The 24,401-nt window shown below is 52.5% G+C and carries 26 protein-coding genes; 14 read left to right on the top strand and 12 right to left on the bottom strand.

Translation table 11 applies throughout. From position 1 onward, the window contains the following. Window positions 1-101: 101 nt before the first annotated feature. The 7 genes from tssD to C2U43_RS07475 all read left to right on the top strand — a co-directional run bounded on the left by tssD (window position 102) and on the right by C2U43_RS07475 (window position 4,783). Entirely contained in the window at window positions 102-1,841 is a 1,740-nt protein-coding gene (gene tssD / locus C2U43_RS07505; RefSeq protein WP_103284894.1) for a type VI secretion system tube protein TssD, read from the top strand. Next, window positions 1,828-2,112, top strand: coding sequence for a bacteriocin immunity protein (locus C2U43_RS07500; RefSeq protein ID WP_048235858.1), 285 nt, complete (start codon window positions 1,828-1,830; stop codon window positions 2,110-2,112). The genes tssD and C2U43_RS07500 overlap by 14 nt, the downstream gene beginning before the upstream one ends. A 34-nt stretch (window positions 2,113-2,146) precedes the next feature. Next, window positions 2,147-2,425 (top strand): bacteriocin immunity protein, encoded by a 279-nt coding sequence (locus C2U43_RS07495; RefSeq protein ID WP_103284893.1) that lies wholly within the window; start codon window positions 2,147-2,149, stop codon window positions 2,423-2,425. Between the two features lie 28 nt (window positions 2,426-2,453). Next, window positions 2,454-2,795 (top strand): hypothetical protein, encoded by a 342-nt coding sequence (locus C2U43_RS07490; RefSeq protein ID WP_048235860.1) that lies wholly within the window; start codon window positions 2,454-2,456, stop codon window positions 2,793-2,795. Window positions 2,796-2,852: 57 nt separating this feature from the next. Further along, window positions 2,853-3,134 (top strand): bacteriocin immunity protein, encoded by a 282-nt coding sequence (locus C2U43_RS07485; RefSeq protein ID WP_103284892.1) that lies wholly within the window; start codon window positions 2,853-2,855, stop codon window positions 3,132-3,134. Between the two features lie 75 nt (window positions 3,135-3,209). Continuing rightward, the gene (locus C2U43_RS07480; RefSeq protein ID WP_103284891.1) at window positions 3,210-3,614 is read left to right on the top strand and encodes a DUF2251 domain-containing protein; all 405 of its coding nucleotides are present in this window, start codon (window positions 3,210-3,212) and stop codon (window positions 3,612-3,614) included. A 122-nt stretch (window positions 3,615-3,736) separates the two neighbouring features. Further along, entirely contained in the window at window positions 3,737-4,783 is a 1,047-nt protein-coding gene (locus C2U43_RS07475) for an AbrB family transcriptional regulator (protein ID WP_008784134.1), read from the top strand. On the opposite strand, the gene nei is transcribed toward C2U43_RS07475, so the two are convergent. Genes nei through ybgI form a run of 8 tightly spaced genes read right to left on the bottom strand, consistent with a single transcriptional unit; the run spans window position 4,780 to window position 11,075 of the window. Next, window positions 4,780-5,571 carry an endonuclease VIII gene (gene nei / locus C2U43_RS07470; RefSeq protein ID WP_060682568.1) on the bottom strand — a complete coding sequence of 264 codons (792 nt, stop codon included), beginning with the start codon at window positions 5,569-5,571 and terminating at the stop codon, window positions 4,780-4,782. The two genes, C2U43_RS07475 and nei, sit on opposite strands and share 4 nt — an antisense overlap. Window positions 5,572-5,585: 14 nt before the next feature. Further along, window positions 5,586-6,230, bottom strand: coding sequence for a pyroglutamyl-peptidase I (gene pcp / locus C2U43_RS07465; RefSeq protein ID WP_103284890.1), 645 nt, complete (start codon window positions 6,228-6,230; stop codon window positions 5,586-5,588). Window positions 6,231-6,239: 9 nt separating this feature from the next. Next, window positions 6,240-7,235 (bottom strand): DUF979 domain-containing protein, encoded by a 996-nt coding sequence (locus C2U43_RS07460; protein ID WP_032942722.1) that lies wholly within the window; start codon window positions 7,233-7,235, stop codon window positions 6,240-6,242. Then, on the bottom strand, window positions 7,232-7,954 hold the full coding sequence (locus tag C2U43_RS07455; protein ID WP_003831395.1) for a DUF969 domain-containing protein: 723 nt from the start codon (window positions 7,952-7,954) through the stop codon (window positions 7,232-7,234). Before C2U43_RS07455 ends, C2U43_RS07460 begins: the two co-directional genes overlap by 4 nt. Before the next feature lie 55 nt (window positions 7,955-8,009). After that, on the bottom strand, window positions 8,010-8,744 hold the full coding sequence (gene pxpA, locus C2U43_RS07450; RefSeq protein ID WP_057067724.1) for a 5-oxoprolinase subunit PxpA: 735 nt from the start codon (window positions 8,742-8,744) through the stop codon (window positions 8,010-8,012). Further along, on the bottom strand, window positions 8,734-9,666 hold the full coding sequence (pxpC, locus tag C2U43_RS07445; RefSeq protein ID WP_048214672.1) for a 5-oxoprolinase subunit PxpC: 933 nt from the start codon (window positions 9,664-9,666) through the stop codon (window positions 8,734-8,736). The genes pxpA and pxpC overlap by 11 nt, the downstream gene beginning before the upstream one ends. After that, window positions 9,660-10,316, bottom strand: coding sequence for a 5-oxoprolinase subunit PxpB (gene pxpB / locus C2U43_RS07440; protein ID WP_079934677.1), 657 nt, complete (start codon window positions 10,314-10,316; stop codon window positions 9,660-9,662). The genes pxpC and pxpB overlap by 7 nt, the downstream gene beginning before the upstream one ends. A gap of 15 nt (window positions 10,317-10,331) precedes the next feature. Continuing rightward, complete coding sequence (gene ybgI, locus C2U43_RS07435) at window positions 10,332-11,075, bottom strand: radiation resistance protein YbgI (RefSeq protein WP_103284889.1); 744 nt, start codon at window positions 11,073-11,075, stop codon at window positions 10,332-10,334. Window positions 11,076-11,364: 289 nt separating this feature from the next. Here ybgI and dtpD point away from each other — a divergent pair, with 289 nt between their 5' ends. Further along, window positions 11,365-12,846 carry a dipeptide permease DtpD gene (gene dtpD, locus C2U43_RS07430; protein WP_008784127.1) on the top strand — a complete coding sequence of 494 codons (1,482 nt, stop codon included), beginning with the start codon at window positions 11,365-11,367 and terminating at the stop codon, window positions 12,844-12,846. Window positions 12,847-12,892: 46 nt separating this feature from the next. Here dtpD and C2U43_RS07425 read toward each other — a convergent pair whose 3' ends face one another. The 4 genes from C2U43_RS07425 to C2U43_RS07410 form a co-directional block, all read right to left on the bottom strand. Then, window positions 12,893-13,795 (bottom strand): Rpn family recombination-promoting nuclease/putative transposase, encoded by a 903-nt coding sequence (locus tag C2U43_RS07425; RefSeq protein WP_103284888.1) that lies wholly within the window; start codon window positions 13,793-13,795, stop codon window positions 12,893-12,895. 161 nt (window positions 13,796-13,956) lie between these two features. Further along, window positions 13,957-15,375: a deoxyribodipyrimidine photo-lyase gene (phrB, locus tag C2U43_RS07420; RefSeq protein WP_103284887.1), complete on the bottom strand. Its 1,419-nt coding sequence runs from the start codon at window positions 15,373-15,375 to the stop codon at window positions 13,957-13,959. A gap of 18 nt (window positions 15,376-15,393) precedes the next feature. Next, window positions 15,394-15,948 (bottom strand): DUF1722 domain-containing protein, encoded by a 555-nt coding sequence (locus C2U43_RS07415; RefSeq protein ID WP_003831377.1) that lies wholly within the window; start codon window positions 15,946-15,948, stop codon window positions 15,394-15,396. 97 nt (window positions 15,949-16,045) lie between these two features. Then, entirely contained in the window at window positions 16,046-16,252 is a 207-nt protein-coding gene (locus C2U43_RS07410) for a YbfA family protein (RefSeq protein WP_003022870.1), read from the bottom strand. 308 nt (window positions 16,253-16,560) lie between these two features. On the opposite strand from C2U43_RS07410, the gene kdpF reads away from it, so the two are divergent. The 6 genes from kdpF to kdpE are packed head-to-tail and all read left to right on the top strand — an operon-like array spanning window position 16,561 to window position 24,342. Beyond that, a complete protein-coding gene (gene kdpF / locus C2U43_RS07405) occupies window positions 16,561-16,650 on the top strand; it encodes a K(+)-transporting ATPase subunit F (protein ID WP_001670793.1) in 90 nt (29 codons plus the stop codon). Next, window positions 16,650-18,329, top strand: coding sequence for a potassium-transporting ATPase subunit KdpA (kdpA, locus tag C2U43_RS07400; RefSeq protein WP_103284886.1), 1,680 nt, complete (start codon window positions 16,650-16,652; stop codon window positions 18,327-18,329). Before kdpF ends, kdpA begins: the two co-directional genes overlap by 1 nt. A gap of 20 nt (window positions 18,330-18,349) precedes the next feature. Beyond that, entirely contained in the window at window positions 18,350-20,398 is a 2,049-nt protein-coding gene (gene kdpB / locus C2U43_RS07395) for a potassium-transporting ATPase subunit KdpB (RefSeq protein WP_020996545.1), read from the top strand. A gap of 8 nt (window positions 20,399-20,406) precedes the next feature. Further along, window positions 20,407-20,973 carry a potassium-transporting ATPase subunit KdpC gene (gene kdpC / locus C2U43_RS07390; protein ID WP_103284885.1) on the top strand — a complete coding sequence of 189 codons (567 nt, stop codon included), beginning with the start codon at window positions 20,407-20,409 and terminating at the stop codon, window positions 20,971-20,973. Between the two features lie 10 nt (window positions 20,974-20,983). Continuing rightward, window positions 20,984-23,668, top strand: a complete 2,685-nt coding sequence (gene kdpD / locus C2U43_RS07385; protein ID WP_032942706.1) for a two-component system sensor histidine kinase KdpD — start codon at window positions 20,984-20,986, stop codon at window positions 23,666-23,668. Next, complete coding sequence (kdpE, locus tag C2U43_RS07380; RefSeq protein WP_048226088.1) at window positions 23,665-24,342, top strand: two-component system response regulator KdpE; 678 nt, start codon at window positions 23,665-23,667, stop codon at window positions 24,340-24,342. Before kdpD ends, kdpE begins: the two co-directional genes overlap by 4 nt. The last annotated feature ends 59 nt before the right edge of the window (window positions 24,343-24,401 follow it).

Raw genomic sequence — 24,401 nt, 5'->3', positions numbered from 1 at the left:
ACCCGATTTAATATAGCATTAATTGCCAAGGCATTATTTGATTTTTAAATTCATTAACTATTTAATCCGGCCTCATAAAACACAGCACTGGATTAAATGGCATGGGCGACCTTATTTATCTGAAGATAACAGGTGAGCGACAAGGCGATATCTCTTCTGGTTGTGGTACAGACGCATCGACAGGAAATCGCTGGCAGGAAAACCATCCTGATGAGATTTTTGCTTTTTCGCTCTCTAACGGATTAGTTAATACGGGTTCTGGTATTAATACCCGGGCGCTAAGATTTGAAAAATTAATTGATAAAAGCACACCGCTATTTATTAACGCCATCAATAACAATGAACGTCTGTTTATTGAAATTGATTTATGGCGAATAAACAGATTCGGCAGATGGGAACGCTACTATTATATTCAATTAAGAAATGCTTCGGTAAAAAGCATACAAACCTATGTGGCCCTAAACGAGCTGGATACCGAAGAAATTGCGGTATCGTATGACTATATTCTTTGCAAGCACCTGATTGCCAATACGGAGTTTGACTACCTGGCGTTGCCTGCTGAGTACAATCGTTTGTTTATACCGCCCCGCAATCAGCCGGCTAGTTCGATAATACCCGTTGCGAACCGACCTTCCCCCCCAGCACCACTCATTCCTGCAGTCACACCGGTCTATGCCAAATCCTGTCTGAAAGAGAAAGGCTGTACAGACGCAGGGAGCCGTGAAGAATCGGCTGAAAACTTCGGTCAGATGGCGGTTTTCGCACAATCTTCCGTTGATGATTGTTGCGGATATGCACAACCCGCAGAAGCCTCGGCCGCACTGCCGATCTTAGGTGGGCTGACGCAGGTGTGGGGCGAGTGGTCACTCAGTGGCATTCTCAGCGCCGCACGCGGCGTTCCTTATATCGGAGCGTTAGCTTCCGCGCTGTATATTCCGTCTGCGGGGACGGGCAGCGCACGCGTTCCCGGACGTGATGAGTTCTGGTATGAGGAAGAACTGCGGAAAAAGGCGCTGGTAGGTGGCACAGCCACAACCCGGGTTCGTTTTTTCTGGGGAACCGACATTCACGGTAAGTCGCAAGTCTACGGCGTGCATACCGGCGAAGGTACTCCGTATGAAAACGTGCGCGTCGCGAATATGCTATGGAATGATGGACACCATCGTTATGAATTTACGCCTGCCCACGACGTAGACGGGCCGTTAATCACATGGACGCCAGAAAATCCTGCGACGGGTGATGTACCTGAACATACTGGAAGCGATATTCCACCGCTTGATCAGCCAACAATTCTGGTGACACCCATCCCGGATGGCAAAAATGAGTACACCACGCCACCGTTCCTTGTGCCGGATGTCGCCGATTTTAACGATTATATTCTGGTCTTTCCGGCCGATTCAGGCATTCAGCCGATATATGTATACCTGAAAACAGCCCGGGACGAACCCGGCACAGCAACCGGCCAAGGTGAAATTCTATCCGGAAATGGTCGCTGGCTTGAGGCCGCCAGTTCAGGGCTGGGCGCACCGATACCTGCACAGGTCGCAGATAAGCTGCGAGGAAGAACATTTCGCAACTTTGACCATTTCAGAAGAGAGTTCTGGCTTGCGATGTCAGAGTGCCCTGAGCTTATGAAGGATTTTAAACCTTCTAACCAAACCCTGATAAGAATGGGGTTAGCACCATATCCTGGTCCTTCAGAGCAAGTAGGTGGCAGAAGCACTTTTGAACTTCATCACTTAGAAGAAATCCAGCATGGCGGAGAAGCGTTTAATATGGATAATATAAATATTACTACTCCTCGCTTACATATAGGAATACATAAAAATGCTAATAGATAATGAAAAAAAAATAAGCGATTACACTGAGTCAGAGTTCATTGATCTGCTATCTAACTTTTTTGAGAATAAACATGGACTAAATGCTAGTGATTTTGGTAAATTTATCGATAACCTACAACTACATGTAGTCAAAGTCACCCAGCATCCACTTGGTAATGGACTGATTTTTAATACTCCAGATGAGATTGAATGTTCACCCTTAGGAATATTTAAGGAAATAAAAAAGTGGAGAACATCTCATGGATTAGAGTTATTTAAAGATTCTAAATGAGCTATACAAAGAAACTTATTATAAAGGTGAGTATATGAATCATCTTAAAAAGATCGAAGACTACACCGAAGCTGAATTCATAGAACTCTTGAATGAATTCTCCGCAAATCCGCGCTATCAAGGCGAAATGGACCGTGAATCTTACATCGACTCATTAGTCGATCATTTCGATAAAATCGTGGACCATCCGGAAGGTAATGGTTTGATTTTTTATCCCCCGGATGACAGGGAAGATAGCCCACAAGGCATCATTGATGAAATCAAAAGATGGCGTAAGTCCCAGGGACGAGCGTCATTTAAAGATTCAGAATAAAAACCTTCACAGGTAATGGAAAAACAAAATGAAAACCAATTTCAATATTTTAGGAAAAGATTATTTCATTGAAAATGTGAAGAGTATTTACGATGAGTTATCTACTATAGATTTTACCAAAACAGTATCAGAGGAGGCTATCCGACTAGATGAAGATTTATTTCAACTAACCCAAAATAATGGTGTTGTCATAGACATCGGCTGGTACCCCTCGCTTGACGAGAAAGGGGAGTTTCTTATCCAGGTTATATCGAATGGCGATTGGGATCACCCTATGATAAAAACATCCTCAGGATGGGATAAAAATGAGCTGATTGAAAAGGTAAACGAGGTTTTAGGTCAGTTGCCTTTCATTTTAAAAGCTGAATAACTATTTCAAAACCAAATAACAGCACTCTGCAAAGCCTCTTATTATTAAGTTGAATATATGAATCATCTTAAGCAAAAACTCGAAGACTACACAGAATCCGAATTCTTAGACTTCCTAAATGAATTCTCTGCAAACCCGCGCTACCAGGGAGAAATGGATCGTGAATCTTACATCGACTTATTAGTCGATCATTTCGATAAAATCGTGGACCATCCGGAAGGTAATGGTTTGATTTTTTATCCCCCGGATGACAGGGAAGACAGCCCACAAGGCGTCATTGATGAAATAAAAAGATGGCGTAAGTCCCAGGGACGCTCATCATTTAAACAATCAACCTAAAAATTTCAAATCAAGTCGTTAAACATCAATACCAATTATAGAACAGCGTAGTTTTATACATCCAGGAAAATTAAAATGACAATAACAGTTACGGTTCAAGCTCAACTCATCGTCGGTGAAACTCAGGTAATAGAAAGTTTAACCCCTGAAGGTTCATACGCTGCTGTATTTGAAGATAATGGTCAAACCGGATATTTCTATGCACTTGATGAATCTGCAGACGGAAATCCTATCAAAGATGCACTACATATTTACAATGCAGAAGACGTTTCAGATGGACATATCCCATCAGATGTGAAGATCGGTTGGTCAGAAGATAGTAAGAAATGTGTGTTGCTGATAAATGGTTACCCACATGGCGTCTTTGATTTTGAATCTAAGAATGGATACTGCCGGAGCGGTTTTCCACCTACAATCAGTCAGGAGTGGTCTATCTTCGGACATGCCTGGAATGATGCTGTCGACGATTTTTTCAGATAACAGGCATCAATACCCGATCGCCGGTTAGTCCGTTTTTATTGATACCTGATATTTTTTTCAGCGGAATTTTTCTCTATGCTATATCAAGACATTGAATGCAGCATAAAACAAGGGAGCATGGGATGCCTGTTTTGCAGTGGAGCCTGTTGTTTGTGCTATCGCTCCTTCTTTCCCTGCTCTTTCTCTTTATCCATCTTCCGGGCCCCTTGCTGCTCGGTTCGATGATCGTCGGCATCATTTTCAGTATGCGCGGCATCTCGCTGCATCCTCCTCGCTGCACATTTCTTGGCGCACAGGCGATTCTCGGCTGCATGATTGCCCAAAATCTGACCGGTTCAATCTTCACAACCCTTGCAGCCCACTGGCCGATGGTGATTGTTATCCTTCTGGCAACCCTTATCAGCAGCGCGATAATCGGCTGGCTGCTGGTTCGCTATAGTAATCTACCGGGGAATACCGGTGCGTGGGGCTCGTCACCAGGCGGTGCAGCGGCAATGGTCGCAATGGCCCAGGATTATGGCGCCGACATCCGGCTGGTGGCGTTTATGCAGTATCTGCGCGTACTGTTGGTGGTAGGCGCGGCAGCGCTGGTCACCCGGCTGGTGATGGGCGACCAGGCCCAAACGGTCAGTGAACAAATCATCTGGTTTCCGCCGCTAAGCGGCAATCTTTTCAGCACTCTGATGCTGGCCGCCGTTGCCGGCACGGCTGGACGCCTACTGCGTATTCCCTCTGGCGTTATGCTATTGCCAATGCTGGTGGGTGCCATGCTGAATGCAAGCGGAGTGATGGTGATTGAACTGCCGGAATGGCTACTGGCTATAGCCTACATGTCAATTGGCTGGCAAATCGGTCTTGGCTTTGACAAGCAGATCTTTTTGATGGCATTACGACCACTGCCACAGATCCTGTTGTCTATTTTTTCACTGATGGCGATCTGCGCAGCCATGGCCTGGGGACTGGCGCATTACATGCAGATCGATTTTCTCACTGCCTATCTGGCAACCAGTCCTGGAGGAGTGGATTCTGTTGCGGTGATCGCCGCAGGAAGCCACGCTGATATGGCGCTCATCATGGCGATGCAAACCCTGCGACTGTTCAGCATTTTGTTAACTGGCCCCGCAGTCGCGCGGTTTATTTCGGTGCACGCACCAAAACAACCCGCTTAGTGCTGACAACCCGGGCACCAGTAAAAGGGGCGCGAAGAGAGCATCGTTTTCTCAATTATTCCACCACAACGCTCACAGGTTTCGCCATCCCGATGAAAGACCTTAAAGCGAAACAACGCACCGTGATGTTTATTCTCATCGACCAGGCCGCGGGTAGTATAAGACAGCCGCGGAATATCAAGCAGCGCATGTGCCAGTTGATCCAGTTGCTCATCACTAAGCTGCGACGCTTTATGCTGCCCGGTCAACCCAACCTGCCAAAGGATCTCTACCCGCAGGTAGTTACCTAATCCCGCCAGAAATGCCTGGTCCAGTAGCAGACCAGAAAACTGGCGATTGCGAAAACGCGGAGATAACAGACGCGCTTTAACCTCATCGGGCGTTAAACGTAAATCCAGTACATCCGGCCCTACCCGTTGCAGGAACGGATGGGTGGAGAGCTGTTCTGGCGTCAGCATTTCGATATCAGACGCGCTATAGAGCAGGATAGTTTTGTCGTGTGTCTGCAGTCTGACACGCAGTACCCGCGAAGTTTGCGGAATTTTGCCTGTATCCACCACTCGCCACACGCCATAGAGCTGATTGTGACTGTACAGCGTCAGGCCATTAGAAAAATGGGTCAGTAATGCTTTCCCCCGCGTTTCAAGCTGGGTAACACGTTGCCCAATCAGTTGAGATTGATACGGTTTTAACTGCTCAAAGGCAAACCAGACATCCGTCAGGGGTTTGCCTTTGACTGCCGCCTCCAGGTTATCCGCCGCGCGGCGGATCTCCGGGCCTTCAGGCATAATACTGTCCTTTGTTAATGTGTTGCGCCGCCCGTCACTGCGATATCGCTTTCCACCTGCAAGGCAGTGGCAATCGCAATCTCCAGCGCACGGCGCACCGTTTCTGTCGCCATACTTGGCGCCCCGGGATGCTGTGCAGCCTGTTGCGGCAAATAAGGGATATGAATAAAGCCGCCCTTCACCGCCAGTACGTCGCGTAGTTTATGCAGCAGGCCATACATCACGTGGTTACACACGAAAGTACCCGCAGTCTGGGAAACCGAGGCCGGAATTCCCGCGTTGCGCATGGCGACAACCATCGCTTTAATCGGCAACGAACTAAACCATGCCGCCGGGCCATCGACCACAATCGGCACATCTACCGGCTGTTGCCCCTGGTTATCCGCAATACGCGCATCGTCAACGTTAATCGCCACGCGTTCCACGGTGATATCCGTGCGACCACCCGCCTGCCCCACCGCCAGCACCAGTGATGGCGACAACGCGTCAATCGCGGCATTGAGTACAGCGAGAGACTCGCCAAAGACACACGGTAGTTGGCGGGCTATTACGCGGCATCCACCGATAATAGCATTGTCGAGGCTCGAGACCACTTCCCAGGAAGGGTTAACTGACTCGCCGCCAAAGGGTTCAAATCCCGTGATGAGTACTGTTTTCATCCTTCCTCCTTACAGGAACATCAGGAAATACATCAGGAACACGTTGACCAGCAGCAGCAGTATGCCGGTTGGCACCTGCGCTTTAATCACCGCATTTTTGTCCGGTAGTTCCAGCAACGCTGCAGGAACAATATTAAAGTTCGCCGCCATCGGCGTCATCAGCGTCCCACAATAGCCGGAGAACATACCTATCGCCGCCATTACCGCTGGGTTGCCGCCGTGTTGCAGTACGAGGATCGGAATGCCAATCCCAGCGGTCACGATCGGGAAAGCAGCAAACGCATTACCCATAACCATGGTCAACAATGCCATGCCGATGGTGTACACCGCCACCGCGATAAAGCGACTATCCACCGCCAGATATTCCTGCGTCAGGTATGAAATGCCGCTACCGACACCCGCCGCTGTAAACAGCAGCCCAAGCGTAGCCAGAATCTGCGGCAAAATGAACGCCCAGCCAATGGAGTCCAGCAGACGGCGAGCCTCCTGAATCGGTTGATGCACCCGCTCATGGGTCATTTTTATCGCCATCGCCAGACCAATCAACGAACCCGCTGTCATTGAAAAGAGCGTCACCAGAGTGGCGTGATTACCCGGCCCGAACAGCGCATCCTGTAAGCCCGGAATATGGTTGAACATCAGTACGCCAATGACCGTTACCACCGGGATCGCCAACGCTGGGAAAAACAGGCGGTTGCCCAGGCGGCTGGCGCTTTCTTCGCGCTGTTGCTGCGTGCGTTGATGGTAGCTTCCCAGCTTCACACCGCCAAAACCCGCGATCAGGGCCAGCACGACCACCGCAACGCCGACAGCAATATGCACTGCGCGTTTATCGCCAAACAGCGAGTATGTCCAGTCACCAAGCAGAAACAGTACGCCATATATGCCCCAAAACAGGCCTGTGGTGAAACGGCGCGGGTTTGCTTTGTCCTGCCAGGACATCAGCGCCACAATCAGTAATACCGCACCTGCCAGCCAGTAGAGATAGCTTTGTTGAAAATTCATTTCGCTTCCCCTTTCGCTGCGGCATTCGCTTTCGCCACTTCACGTTGCAAATAGCTATCCAGACGCCACAAACGCGTGCCGTGGATCAGGAAAGCACAAATTGCCGTCGGGATCCCCCACAAGGCGATATGCAGCGGTTCGGTCTGGATCCCACCAGACTCCAGCATAAAGTTGTGCATGAATATGATCGCGCCGAAGGCAACAAAGATATCTTCACCGAAAAACAGCCCGACGTTATCGGTCGCCGCTGACATTGCGCGCAGGCGATAGCGAACCGCGCCGGGTATCTCGCCGTGATTTTTCTCGGCGGCCCCTTCCGCCATTGGCGCCAGCAGCGGGCGCACCATCTGCGGATGCCCCCCCAGGCTCGTCAACCCTAACGCAGCGGTCGCTTCACGAATGAACAGATAGACAATAAGCAGACGGCCACTGGTGGCACTGCGGATTTTCGCAATCCACGCCTGAGCGCGCTCTTTGAGTCCGTGACGTTCCAGCAGGCCAATAACCGCCAGTGGGATCAGCAGGATAAACGGCAGGTTGCGGGTGTTAAGAAAACCTTCACCCAGCTTCTCGAGGATGGTGGCGATCGGCATATGCGCCGCCAGTCCCGTGACGATCCCGGCAATAATAACCACCAATACCGGATTAAAACGTAAAAGAAATCCGACCACGATGACGGCGATCCCCGTCAATGGCCAGAGAGAAATTACCTCTCCCATAATTCATTCCCGTATATGTTGTTGTGTAATATATTGTTGTTTTGTATGGTAAATCTTATGCACCAATTTCAATATTGCATGCATTAAAGGCGCTACGCAAGCGACGGGCAAAAGCGAGTGCGTGCTCGCCATCCCCATGAATGCATACCGTCTGGGCGGTTACGCTTGCCCATGTTCCACTTTGGCTTTTTACTCTGCCGGATTGCACCATTTCTAACGTTTGCGCCAGCGCCTGCTCTTCATCCTCAATCAGTGCGCCCGGCTGGCTGCGAGGTACCAGACTGCCATCGGCCTGATAACCCCGATCGGCAAAAACCTCCTGACGCGTTATCAAGCCATAGTGTTCTCCAGCGCGAATCAGTTCGCTTCCCGCCAGCCCGACCAGAACCAGCGACGGATCGCAGGCATGAACCGCTTTCGCAATCGCATCGGCCAATTGAGGATCTTTCGCCGCCTGGTTATAGAGCATGCCATGCGGTTTGACATGGCGCATCACGCCACCTTCTGCCCGCGTGATGGCAGCCAGCGCGCCAATTTGATACAGCGTCTGTGCATACACCGTTTGTGCAGGCAGGGTCATGGCGCTACGACCAAAATTTTCCCGATCCGGAAAGCTGGGATGCGCGCCTACCGCCACACCATTTTTTAACGCATCACGCACGCTTGAGAGCATAGTTTGCGCATCGCCGGCGTGAAACCCACAGGCGATGTTGGCCGATGACACCAATTGCAGCAACGCTGCATCGTTCGCACATCCCTCACCGAGGTCTGCATTGAGATCAATTTTCATTGTTAAGTCGCCATGCTAACTGTTCAAGATAACGCTGCTGGTCGTACCGCGCCTTCAGCGCTTCCTCCAGCGAACACTGCACAAAATGAATCGGCTGACCGAGCGGGATCTGCGCCAGATGATACATATCTGCCTCGATAATACAGGCGATGCGCGGATAGCCACCCGTCGTCTGAGCATCGTTCATCAGCACGATTGGCTGGCCATTATGCGGAACCTGCACCACGCCGGGGAGCAAACCATGCGACAGCAGCTCGCGATCGGTCGTGCGCGTCAGCGGCTGCCCCTGAAGACGATACCCCATACGGTTACTTTGCGGGCTAAGCTGCCACGGCGAGCGCCAGAAAGAGGCCTGCGATACCTCATCAAACTCCTGATATTCAGGGCCGGGCAGTGCGCGAATGAGATTACCCCACATCAGTTGTTTTACACCTTGTGGCCCGCTGAATTGCCGGGTCGATACGCCAATCGCCAGTCGATCGCCATCACGCAGCAGACGCCCTTCAAACCCACCAATGCCCACTTTCAGATCGGTACTACGCGAGCCCATCACTTCGGGAACATCGATACCGCCCGCTACCGCCAGATAACTGCGCATGCCATGAAGAGGACGTTTTAGCGTCAGACGCTGCCCGGCTTTTACCGGTAACCGCCATCCGCTCCATACGGGAGTTCGATCCAGATGCGCTTCGCATCCGGCACCGGTCAGGGCAAACCAGCCATCGGCTTCAAACTCCACCACCAGTTGCCCCAGAGTGATTTCCAGCGCTGCGGCATTCGCATCATTACCCACCAGCAGGTTAGCCACGTTCAGCGCCGGTTTATCCAGCGCGCCACAGTGACTAATTCCGGATTGACGAAAACTATGGCGTCCCCCGTCCTGTACTGAGGTGTACATGCCAGCGCGGATGATGTTTAACATATCCCCTCCTTCTGCGGGACAAAACGCACGGTATCGCCAGCCCGTAACAGAATCGGCTCCTCCCGTTTTGGATCAAATAACGAAACGGAGGTACGCCCAATCAATTGCCATCCACCAGGTGTTGCAAGCGGGTAGATCCCCGTTTGAGATCCACCGATACCGACAGAACCTGCCGGAACAAGCAAACGCGGTTCCGCACGTCTGGGGGTATGCAGCTGTTCAGGTAAGCTCCCGAGATAGGGAAATCCCGGCTGAAAACCGATAAACCACACCACATAGTCAACTGACGCATGAAGTTCGACGACCTGCTTGTCGCTTAATCCGCTGTGTCGTGCGACCTCTGCCAGATCGGGGCCAAACTCACCGCCATAGATCACGGGTATTTCAATAAAACGTGAATCCGGCTCCAGTGCTTCGCTCTCTTCCCACCAGCGCTGCAGGCGTTCAATCGCATCCAGCGCCAGTGTTTGCGGGTCGCGCAGGGTAACCGTGATATTGTTCATTCCCGGAATAGCTTCAAGCACATTCGGGGCGTCAACTAAACGCTGAGCCAGACGCCAGATGCGTTTCTGAGTCGCCAACGTGATGGGGGGCTCCAGTTCGAGAACCACCGCCGTTTCACCTAACAGATAACAACGCGCTCGCTGCACTTTCATCCCTCTTTATTACGCTGGATTAGGAATATCGATAAAGGTTACGTCCAGATCGGAATTTTCATTCAGCCATTCGCTTAATGCGCGAATGCCGCCGCGTTCGGTCGCATGGTGACCGGCAGCATAAAAATGCAGCCCCTGCTCGCGGGCTGAGTGAATGGTTTGCTCAGAGACTTCACCGGTAATAAAGGCGTCGACACCAAATCGGGCTGCGCTATCAATAAAACGTTGACCGCCCCCGGTACACCAGGCAACGCGCTGAACTTTCTCCGGCCCGGTATCACCGCACCATAACGGTTTACGGCCTAAACGCGCTTCAATCCACGATGCCAGCTCCAGCCCCGGAACCGGCATGGAGAGTTCTCCCCATGGCACCAGCGGTTCAATTTCCCCCATCACGGTGATTCCCAACAGCGCGGCCAACTGCGCGTTATTCCCCAATTCCGGGTGTGCATCCAGCGGCAAGTGCCAGCCATACAAGTTGATATCATTTTCTAACAGCGTTTTCAGACGATTGCGCTTCATGCCGCGAATAACCGGAGATTCGCCTTTCCAGAAATAGCCGTGGTGAACAATAACCGCATCCGCTTGCTGGCGTACCGCCTCGTCCAGCAATGCCTGGCTTGCAGTCACACCGGTCACGATTTTATGCACCGTCTCTTTGCCCTCAACCTGCAAACCATTCGGCGCATAATCGCTAATGGCGGCGCTGTTTAGTTTGTCGTTGATCAGTTGTTCCAGTTCGGTGTTTTTCATCATCGTCCTCGTAGTCATCATTTCTGCCTGCCCAATCAGCAACACAGCTTAGGTTAAAATAGCGTCCCCGCCTGCGTTCGTCGATAGCCATTTCACTGACACATAAAGAAACAATCACACCCGCTTTGAACGTGATTTGCTTACCACTACGCGATCTAATTCATGTATATTTATGCAATCAGACAGCATATTGCAAAAATAATCAGATCTGTATCAAAGTTACAACTTTAAGGAAACACACTCGCGCAGCACGTTCAGCCAGTCGCGAGGCATTTACTTCGAGAAAATAATGAATAAACAAGCATCTCAACCACGGGCGATTTACTACGTCGTCGCGCTACAAATCTGGGAATACTTCAGTTTTTACGGCATGCGTGCGCTGCTGATCCTGTATCTCACTAACCAGCTTAAGTACGACGATAATCACGCATATGAACTGTTCAGCGCCTACTGCTCGCTGGTCTATGTCACCCCTATTCTCGGGGGATACCTGGCCGATAAAGTGCTCGGCAATCGAATGGCGGTGATGATCGGCGCATTTTTAATGGCGGTGGGACATCTGGTATTAGGTGCCAGTGAAATGGCTCCGGCGTTCCTCTATTTGTCGCTGGCGATAATTGTCTGCGGTTACGGTCTGTTTAAATCAAATATCAGTTGCCTGCTGGGCGAGTTATATCAACCTGAAGACCCGCGTCGCGACGGTGGATTCTCTCTGCTCTATGCCGCCGGTAACATCGGTTCGATCATCGCACCAATTGCCTGCGGATACGTGCAGGAAGAGTACAGTTGGGCGATGGGCTTTGCGCTGGCTGCCATCGGCATGCTGGCAGGGCTGGTGATTTTCTTATGTGGAAATCGCCATTTCGCCCACACCACCGGCGTCAACAAGGCCGTTCTGTGTGCTAAAACCTTTATTCTGCCAAACTGGGCCTGGCTGTTAGTTCTGCTAGTTACCACACCGCTGCTGATTACCGTGCTGTTCTGGAAAGAGTGGTCCGTTTACGCACTGATTGTTGCCACTGTTATTGGTCTGGCAGTTCTGGCGAAGATTTATCGCCAGGCACAGACGCAGAAACAGCGCAAAGAGCTGGGGCTTATCGTCACACTGACCTTCTTTAGCCTGTTGTTTTGGGCCTTTGCTCAACAGGGCGGCAGTTCGATCAGCCTGTATATCGACCGCTTCGTTAACCGCGATATTCTGGGGTATTCCGTCCCTACCGCGATGTTCCAGTCGGTTAACGCTTTTGCCGTTATGCTGTGCGGTATCGTACTGGCGTGGGTAGTCAAAGAAAGCGTGAGTGGCAATCGTACCGTACGTATCTGGGGTAAATTTGCCCTTGGCCTCGGCTTAATGAGCGCTGGGTTCTGTATTCTAACCTTGAGCGCTCGCTGGTCCGCTGCTTACGGCCACTCTTCCATGCCGCTGATGGTACTTGGGTTGGCGGTCATGGGCTTTGCCGAACTGTTTATTGACCCGGTGGCAATGTCACAAATTACGCGTATTGAGATCCCTGGTGTTACCGGCGTATTAACCGGCATTTATATGCTGCTTTCCGGTGCTATCGCCAATTACCTGGCAGGCGTTATCGCCGATCAGACCTCACAAGGCTCGTTTGATGCTGCCGGCGCTATCAACTACTCCATCAATGCCTATATTGATGTCTTTAGTGAAATTACCTGGGGCGCGCTGGCCTGTGTGGTGCTGGTGCTGCTGATTTGGCTGTACCAGTCGCTTAAGTTCAGAAACCGTTCACTGGCGGTAGAATCCTGAGTGTAGGGGCCCGATGATGTAATCTGATTCGGGCTTTTTTCAGGAATTACGCATTACTGGCAGTCAACTCCTCTTCAGAAAGACCTGTAACCAGAAGCACCATGTTGCGATCTATTCCCTGCTCCAACATAGTTTGCGCTATACGTAATGCGGCTTCTCGTTTGCCTCGCTGCAACCCTTCCTGTAATCCATCTAAGCGTAACCGCTCGGCAATCGTCATCAGCTTCTCCTTATGTTGGGGGATCCGTTGCGCCATCTCTTGTATAAATTCATTAAAGCGAGATTCATCGCCGGATTGCAGGATGTAATTAAACATCGCCTGTAGTTGCGTGTCATTAGCGCACCCTGTAAGTAACAGCGTGGCCAGTTGATCTACCAGCCCCATCAAATCCCGCTGACGGATATGTTTTTGCATTAGTTCCAGCAGTGCCATTCGCCTGTGAGCCATGATTTCGTCATCGGGCACCACTGTGATATCCACCAATGGAAATGCGCTGGCATAAAGTTGCCGTGCCGTTACAGGATCGGTAAACGCATCAAGCCAGCACAGTGAGTACGGATACGGACTTCGACAGCCATGATAAAACAGCATGGGTATCACAATCGGCAGTTCTTTGTGCCCGGCATCCAAATGACGCTGCATCGCCGCTATTGCGTAACGCAGCAGACGAAAAGCCATATGCGGATCGGCTGTACTCTGGTGTTCTATAACCACGTATACATAACCTTCACCATCGTGCGTATGCACAGACCAGAGCACGTCGGAGTAGCGGGTACGTAAATCCGCTTCAATAAAGCTTTCTGACTCCAGCTTCAGCGTATTTAAATCGCAAAGCGTTTGCAGATCTGCGGGTAGATGAATTTCGAGGAAGTCCCGAGCTGTTTCTGGATGATGTAAAAACGATTTAAATACCGCATCGTGCGGTGTAGATGTCGTTGGTGTTGTCATCAAATTCCGTCACCTGAATGAAGATGACGGCACTTTACTGCTGGCGGAAAACATCTTCATCAAGGCATTAGCAGCCTTGCGTACACGCTTCAGCGCTAAATGCCCCCCACTGCAACATATTCATTCTGCTGGAAGGTATTACGCAGAAATCCGCTGCGTGCTTATCCCTTACGTGCCGCCTCATATGCCGCCAGCGTCGCCAGCCTTGCCTGTTTATGATCCACAATCGGGCGAGGATAACTCAGTGTTACCTGCGCTTTTTCAGCCCACGACCACGGTTCATGAATGGCTTTACCCGGCACGTCGCGCAGTTCCGGCACCCACTGGCGGATAAACTCACCGTCACGATCAAATTTTTCGCCCTGCGTCGTGGGGTTAAAGATACGGAAATACGGTGCGGCGTCGGTTCCGGTTGAGGCTGCCCACTGCCAGCCGCCGTTATTGGCCGCCAGGTCGCCATCGATCAGTTGCGACATGAAATATTGTTCGCCTTTACGCCAGTCGATCAGCAGGTCTTTCACTAAAAAACTGGCGGTAATCATTCGTAAACGATTATGCATCCAGCCCGTGGCGTTGAGCTGACGCATGGCCGCATCCACAATGGGGTAGCCCGTATTCCCTGTTTTCCAGGCCTGCAAATGCGTCGGATTATTCTGCCATTGCACGCGATCGGTCCAGCGAATAAAAGGTTGATACCGACACAGCGCCGGATGGTAAGTCATCAGATGACGATAAAATTCGCGCCAGATAAGCTCATTCAACCAAACGCTGCCTGCCCCATCCTCAAGCGCCTGCGGCTGCTCCACGAGCAGTCGATTCAGGCACTGGCGCGGCGATAGTCCTCCTGTCGCCAGGCTCGCGGATAATCGACTGGTTCCATCAATCGCCGGAAAGTCACGCAGTTGTTCATATTCTCCGGCGGCCTGCTGGCAAAAATGGCGTAATTGCGCGATGGCCAATTTTTCTTCTGCCGGAAATTGCTGCGAATCAAAATCCTGCTGCGGGTAGCTCAGCGTGATGGATGTTAATGGAGAGTCAAGAGCACCGCTTTCTCTGACCTTCGGCGCACTGACACATTCTGGGATCCCGTCTTTTATCCGCTTCAGCCAGGCATTTTTAAACGGCGTAAAGACTTTATACATCTCGTGATTACCGGTCATGACCGCCCCCGGAGGCAGGATCACGCTGTCGTCAAACCCTTCGCACACCACCTGAGGTATTGACTTTTCAACGGCAGCATCACGCTGGCGTTCGTTTATTTCATATTGATAGTTATAAAATATTCGACTGACGCCATGCTGTACGCAGACGTTTTTGACGGTTTCCACACTGGTCGCAAAATTAGCAACTTCATGAAACAGAAGCGGGATGCCCTTTTCTGCCAGCGCCGTTTGCAACGCGTTCAGCTGCGCATTAACCAATGCCGCCTGACGTGGGGCCATATCATGCGCCTTCCACTGTTCAGGCGTGGAGATATAGAGCGCGAGTACATGTGCAGAACGATCCCGACAAGCCGCCGCCAGCGCGAGATTGTCATGCAGGCGTAAATCACGCCGAAACCAGACCAGATGCGTGGTCATAACACTCCCTGATAAAAATTAATCATTGCCCTGTAAACGCCAAATCGCAGGCCAGAGTTCAAAATAACGTTGCCCGGACAACCAGGTGTTCGGGTGCTCAGCCATATAGTGTTTGAGGAGCATTAAGGGTGCAAGTAGCGGCTGCGCCTCGCGTCGATAGTTATCGATTATCGAGGTCAATTCCTGACGTTGACGCAGATCGAGCTGATTACGGAAATAGCCCTGTACGTGCATCAATACATTGGTATGGTTACGCCGGGTAGCAGGATTTAATAACAGATGGGTCAATCGTAGGCGATACTCGGTAAAAAAAGCATCGAGATCTTGCCATTCATGGATTGCGGCAACGAAGGGGCCAAGCTCCCGATACTCTGGCTGGGAATGCGCCAGTAGTACCAGTTTATAGCGGGTATGATAGTCAATTAATGCGCCCCGCGTTAATTTTCGCTGACGCAGGCGGTGCAATTCATGCAAAGCGTAAACACGTATTAATGTATTTTCGTCGAACTGAGGTGCCTCACTCGCTTCTGTGGTCAGACAGGTGCGGATACCAACAGGAATTCTCGTGCTCATCGCCACTCCTTATCCGTTACTTAGATAAGTGTAGACCTCGGCGTATAAAAAAACCGCCACATTGCTGTTGGCGGTTTTCTTGAACAATAACGACAACTTAATAGAAGTCGCAGGTGGCTTTTTCAGCCTGCTCCATCCACACCGGTTTATCACTGGTTTTGGACCAGACGCGGTGCAGATAGCTGTAAAAACGGGCGCGGTCTTTCCAGAACAACATGACCGGCAGCGCCAGCACGCCCGCCACAACGGCAAAGGTACGGCGCAAGAAAACAATGTGTGCTGGATATTCTTTATAAAAGTCCATAATCCTCTCCCATATATCTGTTCGGTGAATCGCACCGGAAAAATAAACTTGGTTAACTGATGAAAATAATACCGCCTTGTGTGTAATTTTGCTACTCATCCGACCACTTATTTTTATCTATTGATGCTCCGTTTAGCTAAAAACCGTAATTAAGTTACATAAAAGTTAAATTAATACTAATCATTAGTTAAATAATGGTCTTTGCCATTTTTATACTTTTTTTACACCCCTCCCACTGATTTTTGCGAAATCTTTGCAAGCAAAAATCTACGCTCTGGTTATCACATTTATGCCACTGGAGGTGCACCGTGAGTGCAGGCGTGATAACCGGCATTGTGCTGGTCTTTTTATTATTAGGTTATCTGGTGTATGCCCTGATTAATGCGGAGGCGTTCTGATGGCGGCCCAAGGATTTTTACTCATTGCCAGTTTCTTGCTGGTACTGTTTATCATCGCCAGACCGCTGGGTTTTGGCCTGGCTCGGCTGATCAATAATACGTCCCTGCCGGGCCTGGCTGGCGTGGAACATCTGCTCTGGCGCGGTCTGGGCATCTCGCAGCAGGAGATGAACTGGCGGCAGTATCTGTTGGCGATCCTCGCGCTCAATGTGCTGGGGTTGCTGGTCCTGTTTTCAATGCTGATGGCGCAAAACCTGCTGCCGCTAAATCCGCAACAGCTACCTGGGCTTTCGTGGGATTTGGCGCTCAACACGGCGGTAAGTTTTGTCACCAACACCAACTGGCAATCCTATGCTGGCGAAACCACCTTAAGCTACTTCAGCCAGATGGTCGGGCTGACCGTGCAGAACTTCCTGTCAGCGGCAACCGGGATTGCGGTGATTTTTGCCCTGGCCCGTGCCTTTACTCGCCAGAGTATGAACACGCTGGGCAACGCCTGGGTCGATCTGGTTCGCATTACGCTGTGGATCATGCTCCCCATTGCATTGCTCATTGCGTTGTTCTTCATTCAGCAAGGTGTGCTGCAAAACGTGTTGCCCTATCAGCCAATTACTACCCTTGAAGGGGTGAAACAGCTGCTGCCGATGGGGCCCGTCGCCTCACAGGAAGCGATTAAGATGCTTGGCACTAACGGGGGCGGGTTCTTTAACGCTAACTCATCACATCCGTTTGAAAACCCTACCGCGTTGACCAATCTGGTACAGATGCTGGCCATTTTCTTAATTCCTACCGCGCTGTGTTTTGCCTTTGGTGATGTGGTTGGCGATCGTCGCCAGGGGCGGACCCTGCTGTGGGCCATGTCGCTGATATTTGTAGTCTGCGTAGCCGTGGTGATGTGGGCCGAAGTTCAAGGCAACCCGCACCTGATGGCATTCGGTGCAGACAGTAATATCAACATGGAAGGCAAAGAAAGCCGCTTTGGCGTGCTGGCTACGAGTCTTTTTTCCGTCGTGACGACAGCGGCATCTTGCGGCGCTGTCGATGCGATGCATGACTCCTTCACCGCGCTGGGCGGGATGGTGCCGATGTGGCTAATGCAGATTGGCGAAGTGGTCTTCGGTGGTGTCGGTTCGGGCCTGTACGGCATGTTGCTGTTCGTGTTATTGGCGGTGTTTATCGCGGGCCTGATGATTGGTCGCACGCCGGAATATCTGGGTAAGAAAATAGACGTGCGTGAAATGAAAATGACCGCACTGGCGATTCTGGTCACCCCTGCGCTGGTCCTGCTCGGTACGGCGATAGCGATGATGAGCGACGCCGGACGCAGCGCCATGCTCAATCCTGGTCCACATGGCTTTAGTGAGGTGTTGTACGCCGTATCGTCTGCCGCGAACAACAACGGCAGCGCCTTCGCCGGATTAAGCGCCAACAGCCCGTTCTGGAACTGTCTGCTGGCCCTGTGCATGTTCTTCGGCCGTTTCGGCGTGATCATTCCCGTGATGGCAATTGCCGGATCGCTGGTCAGTAAAAAGATCCAGCCAGCAAGTCCAGGCACGCTGCCTACTCACGGTGCACTGTTTGTCGGGTTGTTAATCGGTACAGTGTTACTGGTTGGCGCCCTCACCTTTGTTCCTGCCCTGGCACTTGGCCCGGTCGCAGAATACCTGTCATTACACTGAGTGATGCGGAGCACATGACTATGAGTCGCAAGCAACTGGCGCTGTTCGAACCCTCTCTGGTCGCGCAGGCGCTGATGGACGCCGTGAAAAAATTAAGCCCACATACCCAGTGGCGCAATCCGGTGATGTTTATCGTCTGGCTGGGCAGTCTGCTGACAACCCTGTTAACGTTGGCAATGGCCACAGGCCATATGCAAGGCAATCCGTGGTTTACCGGCGCGATAAGTCTGTGGCTGTGGGTCACCGTTCTGTTCGCCAACTTTGCCGAAGCGCTGGCGGAAGGACGCAGTAAGGCTCAGGCTAACAGTCTGAAAGGAGTTAAAAAAACCGCTTTTGCTCGCAAACTCCGCGAGCCGAAATACGGTGCCGCCATGGATCACGTTCCGGCGGAGGATTTGCGCAAAGGAGATATCGTGTTAGTAGAAGCGGGCGATATTATCCCGTGTGACGGCGAAGTCATCGAAGGTGGCGCATCGGTGGATGAAAGCGCCATTACCGGTGAATCCGCGCCGGTCATTCGTGAATCCGGTGGTGATTTCGCCTCCGTCACCGGCGGGACCCGCATCCTCTCCGACTGGCTGGTGATTGAATGTAGCGTAAACCCTGGTGAAACGTTCCTCGACCGAATGATCGCCATGGTTGAAGGCGCGCAGCGGCGTAAAACGCCGAATGAAATCGCCCTGACGATCCTGTTAATAGCCCTGACCATCGTTTTTCTGCTGGCGACCGCCACGCTGTGGCCGTTTTCCGCCTGGGGTGGTAGCGCGGTCAGCGTCACGGTACTGGTTGCCCTGCTGGTGTGTCTGATCCCCACCACCATCGGCGGGCTACTCTCCGCAATTGGCGTCGCCGGGATGAGCCGCATGCTGGGCGCGAACGTCATCGCCACCAGCGGACGTGCAGTAGAAGCTGCGGGTGACGTGGACGTATTGCTGCTGGACAAAACCGGCACCATTACGCTGGGTAACCGCCAGGCTTCAGATTTTCTGCCCGCCCAGGGCGTGGACGAAAAAACGCTGGCCGACGCCGCGCAGCTTTCATCACTGGCCGATGAAACCCCAGAAGGCCGCAGCATCGTGATTCTGGCTAAACAGCGCTTTAATCTGCGTATTCGCGACGTGCAATCGCTGCACGCCACCTTTGTACCGTTTACCGCCCAAAGCCGAATGAGCGGGATCAACATCGACAACCGCATGATCCGCAAAGGGTCGGTCGATGCTATTCGTCGTCACGTCGAAGCCAACGGCGGCCACTTCCCTGCCGACGTGGAGCAGAAGGTCGAAAACGTCGCACGCCTTGGCGCTACGCCGCTGGTGGTTGCCGAAGGCTCCCGCGTGCTGGGCGTGATTGCCCTGAAAGATATCGTAAAAGGCGGAATCAAGGAACGTTTTGCCCAACTGCGTAAAATGGGCATCAAAACGGTGATGATCACCGGCGATAACCGTTTAACCGCCGCCGCGATTGCGGCAGAAGCCGGGGTAGATGACTTCTTAGCTGAAGCCACGCCGGAAGCCAAGCTGGCGCTGATTCGTCAGTATCAGGCGGAAGGTCGTCTGGTAGCGATGACCGGCGACGGAACCAATGACGCCCCGGCGCTGGCGCAAGCCGACGTGGCAGTCGCCATGAACTCCGGGACCCAGGCGGCGAAGGAAGCAGGCAACATGGTGGATCTCGACTCTAACCCCACCAAGCTGATTGAGGTGGTGCACATTGGTAAACAGATGCTGATGACGCGTGGTTCGCTGACCACCTTCAGTATCGCCAACGACGTGGCGAAGTATTTCGCCATTATCCCGGCCGCGTTCGCCGCCACCTACCCGCAGCTCAATGCACTTAACGTGATGGGTCTGCATTCGCCGGATTCGGCGATCCTCAGCGCGGTTATCTTTAATGCGCTGGTTATCGTCTTTCTGATCCCGCTGGCGCTTAAAGGCGTGAGCTACAAACCGTTATCCGCATCCGCAATGCTGCGCCGTAATTTGTGGATCTATGGTCTGGGTGGTCTGGTTGTGCCGTTTATCGGTATCAAAGCAATTGATTTACTGCTGACCCTGCTGGGTCTGGTGTGAGGTTTCAGATGAGTGGATTACGTCCTGCATTATCAACATTGATTTTCCTGATGCTTATCACCGGCGGGGCTTACCCGTTGTTGACCACCGCGTTGGGGCAGTGGTGGTTTCCCCACCAGGCTAACGGCTCGCTTCTACGCGAAGGTCAGGTCGTTCGCGGCTCTGCGCTCATTGGGCAACATTTTACCGCGGCCGGTTATTTTCAGGGACGTCCGTCTGCTACAGCAGAAATGCCCTATAATCCAATGGCTTCAGGCGGCAGTAACCTGGCAGCCAGCAACCCGGAACTGGATAAACAGCTGCAAAGCCGGATAGCCGCGCTGCGTGCCGCCAACCCGCAGGCAAATCCTGTCGTTCCGGTAGAGCTGGTAACGGCTTCTGCCAGCGGGCTGGATAACAATCTGACACCCGCCGCGGTGGCCTGGCAAATCCCCCGCGTGGCGCAGGCTCGCAACCTCAGCGTTGAAGAAGTCACGCGCCTGGTTGCACAATACACGCAAAAGCCATTGGTCAGTTTTATCGGTCAGCCGGTGGTGAACCTGGTAGAACTTAATTTAGCGCTGGATAAGCACTGAGAAAAAGGACATGCATAACGAACCCTTACGCCCCGACCCCGATCGCCTGCTGGAGCAGACCGCTGCCCCGCACCGCGGAAAACTGAAAATTTTCTTCGGCGCGTGTGCAGGCGTCGGTAAAACCTGGGCCATGCTGGCAGAGGCCCAGCGGCTGCGGGCGCAGGGGTTAGATGTGCTGATTGGCGTGGTGGAAACCCACGGACGCAAAGAGACCGCCGCGCTGCTGGACGGTCTCAGCATCCTGCCGCTAAAGAGACAGGCGCGCCATGGTCGTCATATCAGCGAGTTCGATCTCGACGCGGCGCTGGCCCGCCGTCCGGCGCTCATCTTGATGGATGAACTGGCGCACAGTAATGCGCCTGGCTCACGCCACCCTAAGCGTTGGCAAGATATTGAAGAACTGCTCGAAGCCGGTATTGACGTTTTTACTACCGTCAACGTGCAGCATCTGGAAAGCCTCAATGATGTGGTCAGCGGCGTCACCGGCATTCAGGTTCGCGAAACCGTCCCCGATCCTTTTTTCGATGCCGCCGACGATGTGGTGCTGGTCGATCTTCCCCCCGACGATTTGCGCCAACGCCTGAACGAAGGCAAGGTCTATATCGCCGGTCAGGCGGAAAGAGCCATCGAGCATTTCTTTCGCAAAGGGAACTTGATCGCGCTACGTGAGCTGGCCCTGCGCCGCACGGCCGATCGGGTTGACGATCAGATGCGTGCCTGGCGAGGGCGTCCGGGGGAAGAAAAAGTCTGGCATACCCGTGACGCCATTTTACTGTGCATTGGACACAATACCGGCAGCGAAAAACTGGTGCGTGCTGCCGCGCGTCTGGCAGCGCGCCTCGGCAGCGTCTGGCATGCAGTGTATGTCGAAACGCCAGCGCTGCACCGACTGCCCGAAAAACAGCGCCGGGCAATCCTAAGCGCTCTGCGGTTAGCCCAGGAGCTGGGTGCAGAAACCGCCACCCTTTCCGATCCCGCTGAAGACAAGGCGGTAATCCGCTACGCCCGTGAGCATAATCTGGGAAAAATTGTCCTCGGACGTCCGACTACACGACGCTGGTGGCGCAGTGATTCCTTTGCTGACAAACTGGCCCATCGCGCACCGGATCTCGACCTGATGATTGTTGCACTCGATGAGCCACCTTCGCGCCCTGTGCTACAAACTGCAGATAACCGCACCTTTAAGGATAAATGGCGGGTACAAATTCAGGGTTGTGTGGTTGCCGTCGCGCTGTGCGCCATCATTACGTTGATTGCCATGCAGTGGTTGATGGCCTTTGACGCCGCCAACCTGGTGATGATCTATTTATTGGGCGTGGTGGTTATCGCCCTCTTTTACGGACGCTGGCCGTCGGTGCTGGCAACTTTTATTAACGTCGCCAGCTTCGATCTCTTCTTTATTGCTCCGCGCGGCACGCTGGCCGTTTCCGATGTCCAGTACCTGCTTACCTTCGCCGTGATGCTAACGGTAGGGCTGGTAATCGGTAATCTTACCGCCGGAGTGCGTTATCAGGCGCGGGTGGCCCGTTATCGTGAACAACGTACGCGCCATTTGTATGAGATGTCAAAAGCGCTGGCCGTTGGGCGTAGTCAGCAAGATATTGCCGCCACCAGCGAACAATTTATTGCCTCAACGTTCCAGGCCCGCAGCCAGGTTTTACTGCCCGGTGAGAACGGTAAGCTGGCCCCTCTCACCCATCAACAGGGCATGACGCCGTGGGATGATGCCATTGCCCAATGGAGCTTTGATAAAGGGCAACCGGCTGGCGCAGGTACTGACACGTTGCCAGGTGTGCCGTATCAAATTTTACCGTTAAAAAGTGCTGACAAAACGCATGGGCTGCTGGTTGTGGAACCAGGAAATTTACGCCAGTTGATGATCCCCGAACAGCAACGCCTGCTGGAAACTTTTACTTTACTGGTCGCCAGTGCGCTGGAGCGTCTGACGCTGACCGCCAGCGAAGAGCAGGCCCGGTTTGCCAGCGAGCGCGAAAGCATTCGCAACGCGCTGCTCGCCGCCCTTTCCCACGATTTACGTACGCCGCTAACGGTGCTGTTTGGTCAGGCAGAGATCTTAACGTTGGATCTGGCAAGCGAAGGATCGCCGCACGCGCGCCAGGCCAGTGAGATTCGCCAGCACGTCCTTAATACGACCCGACTGGTTAATAACCTGCTGGATATGGCGCGAATTCAGTCTGGCGGCTTTAATCTTAAGAAGGAGTGGTTAACACTGGAAGAGGTGGTCGGCAGCGCCCTGCAGATGCTGGAGCCAGGACTCTCTGCTCCTATTAATTTGTCGCTACCAGCACCGTTGACGCTGATCCACGTCGATGGCCCACTCTTTGAACGGGTGCTGATTAATCTGCTGGAAAACGCCGTTAAATACGCAGGTCCAGCGGCGCAAATCGGTATTGATGCCAGCGTCGATGGCGAGCACCTGCAACTGGACGTCTGGGATAATGGTCCCGGCATTCCATCGGGTATGGAGCAGCGAGTTTTTGACAAGTTTTCCCGGGGAAACAAAGAGTCATCGGTACCGGGCGTTGGGCTGGGGCTGGCAATCTGTCAGGCCATTGTGGACGTGCACGGCGGTACGATTTCCGTCCACAATCGCGCACAGGGAGGAGCATGTTTCCGTGTTACACTGCCCCAGGAAATCCCCCCTGAACTTGAAGATTTTCATGAGGATATGTGACGAACGTACTGATTGTTGAAGATGAACAGGCTATCCGTCGCTTTCTGCGCACCGCGCTGGAAGCCGATGGTCTGCGTGTATATGAAGCGGAAACGCTGCAACGTGGTCTGCTGGAAGCCGCCACGCGAAAACCCGATCTCATCATTCTCGATCTCGGTCTGCCGGACGGTGACGGCATTGATTTTATTCGTGACCTGCGACAATGGAGCGCGATACCGGTAATTGTGCTCTCAGCCCGCAGCGAAGAAAGCGATAAAATCGCCGCTCTGGATGCCGGTGCCGATGACTATCTCAGTAAACCCTTTGGTATTGGCGAGCTACAGGCGCGATTACGCGTGGCATTGCGCCGCCACGCCAGCGGCGCGTCTCCCGAGCCGGTGGTGCATTTTTCCAACGTAAAAGTAGATATCGCCGCCCGCCTCGTACATCGTGGTGATGAAGAGATTCATCTGACGCCGATTGAGTTTCGCCTGTTAGCGGTACTGCTGAATAATGCCGGAAAGGTACTAACGCAACGCCAGTTGCTAAATCAGGTTTGGGGACCAAACGCCGTCGAACACAGTCACTATCTGCGAATTTACATGGGACACCTGCGCCAGAAGCTGGAACAGGACCCGGCGCGTCCGCGTCATTTTCTGACCGAAACCGGGATTGGTTATCGGTTTATGCCGTGAATCTAAGCCGAATAAAAAAAGCCGGATCAGCACAAAGCTATCCGGCTTTTTAATTCATG

Origin of the sequence: Citrobacter freundii complex sp. CFNIH9 (assembly GCF_002903305.1) — a bacterium.
Classification (GTDB): domain Bacteria; phylum Pseudomonadota; class Gammaproteobacteria; order Enterobacterales; family Enterobacteriaceae; genus Citrobacter; species Citrobacter portucalensis.
This window is presented reverse-complemented; position numbering and strand designations above follow the sequence as displayed.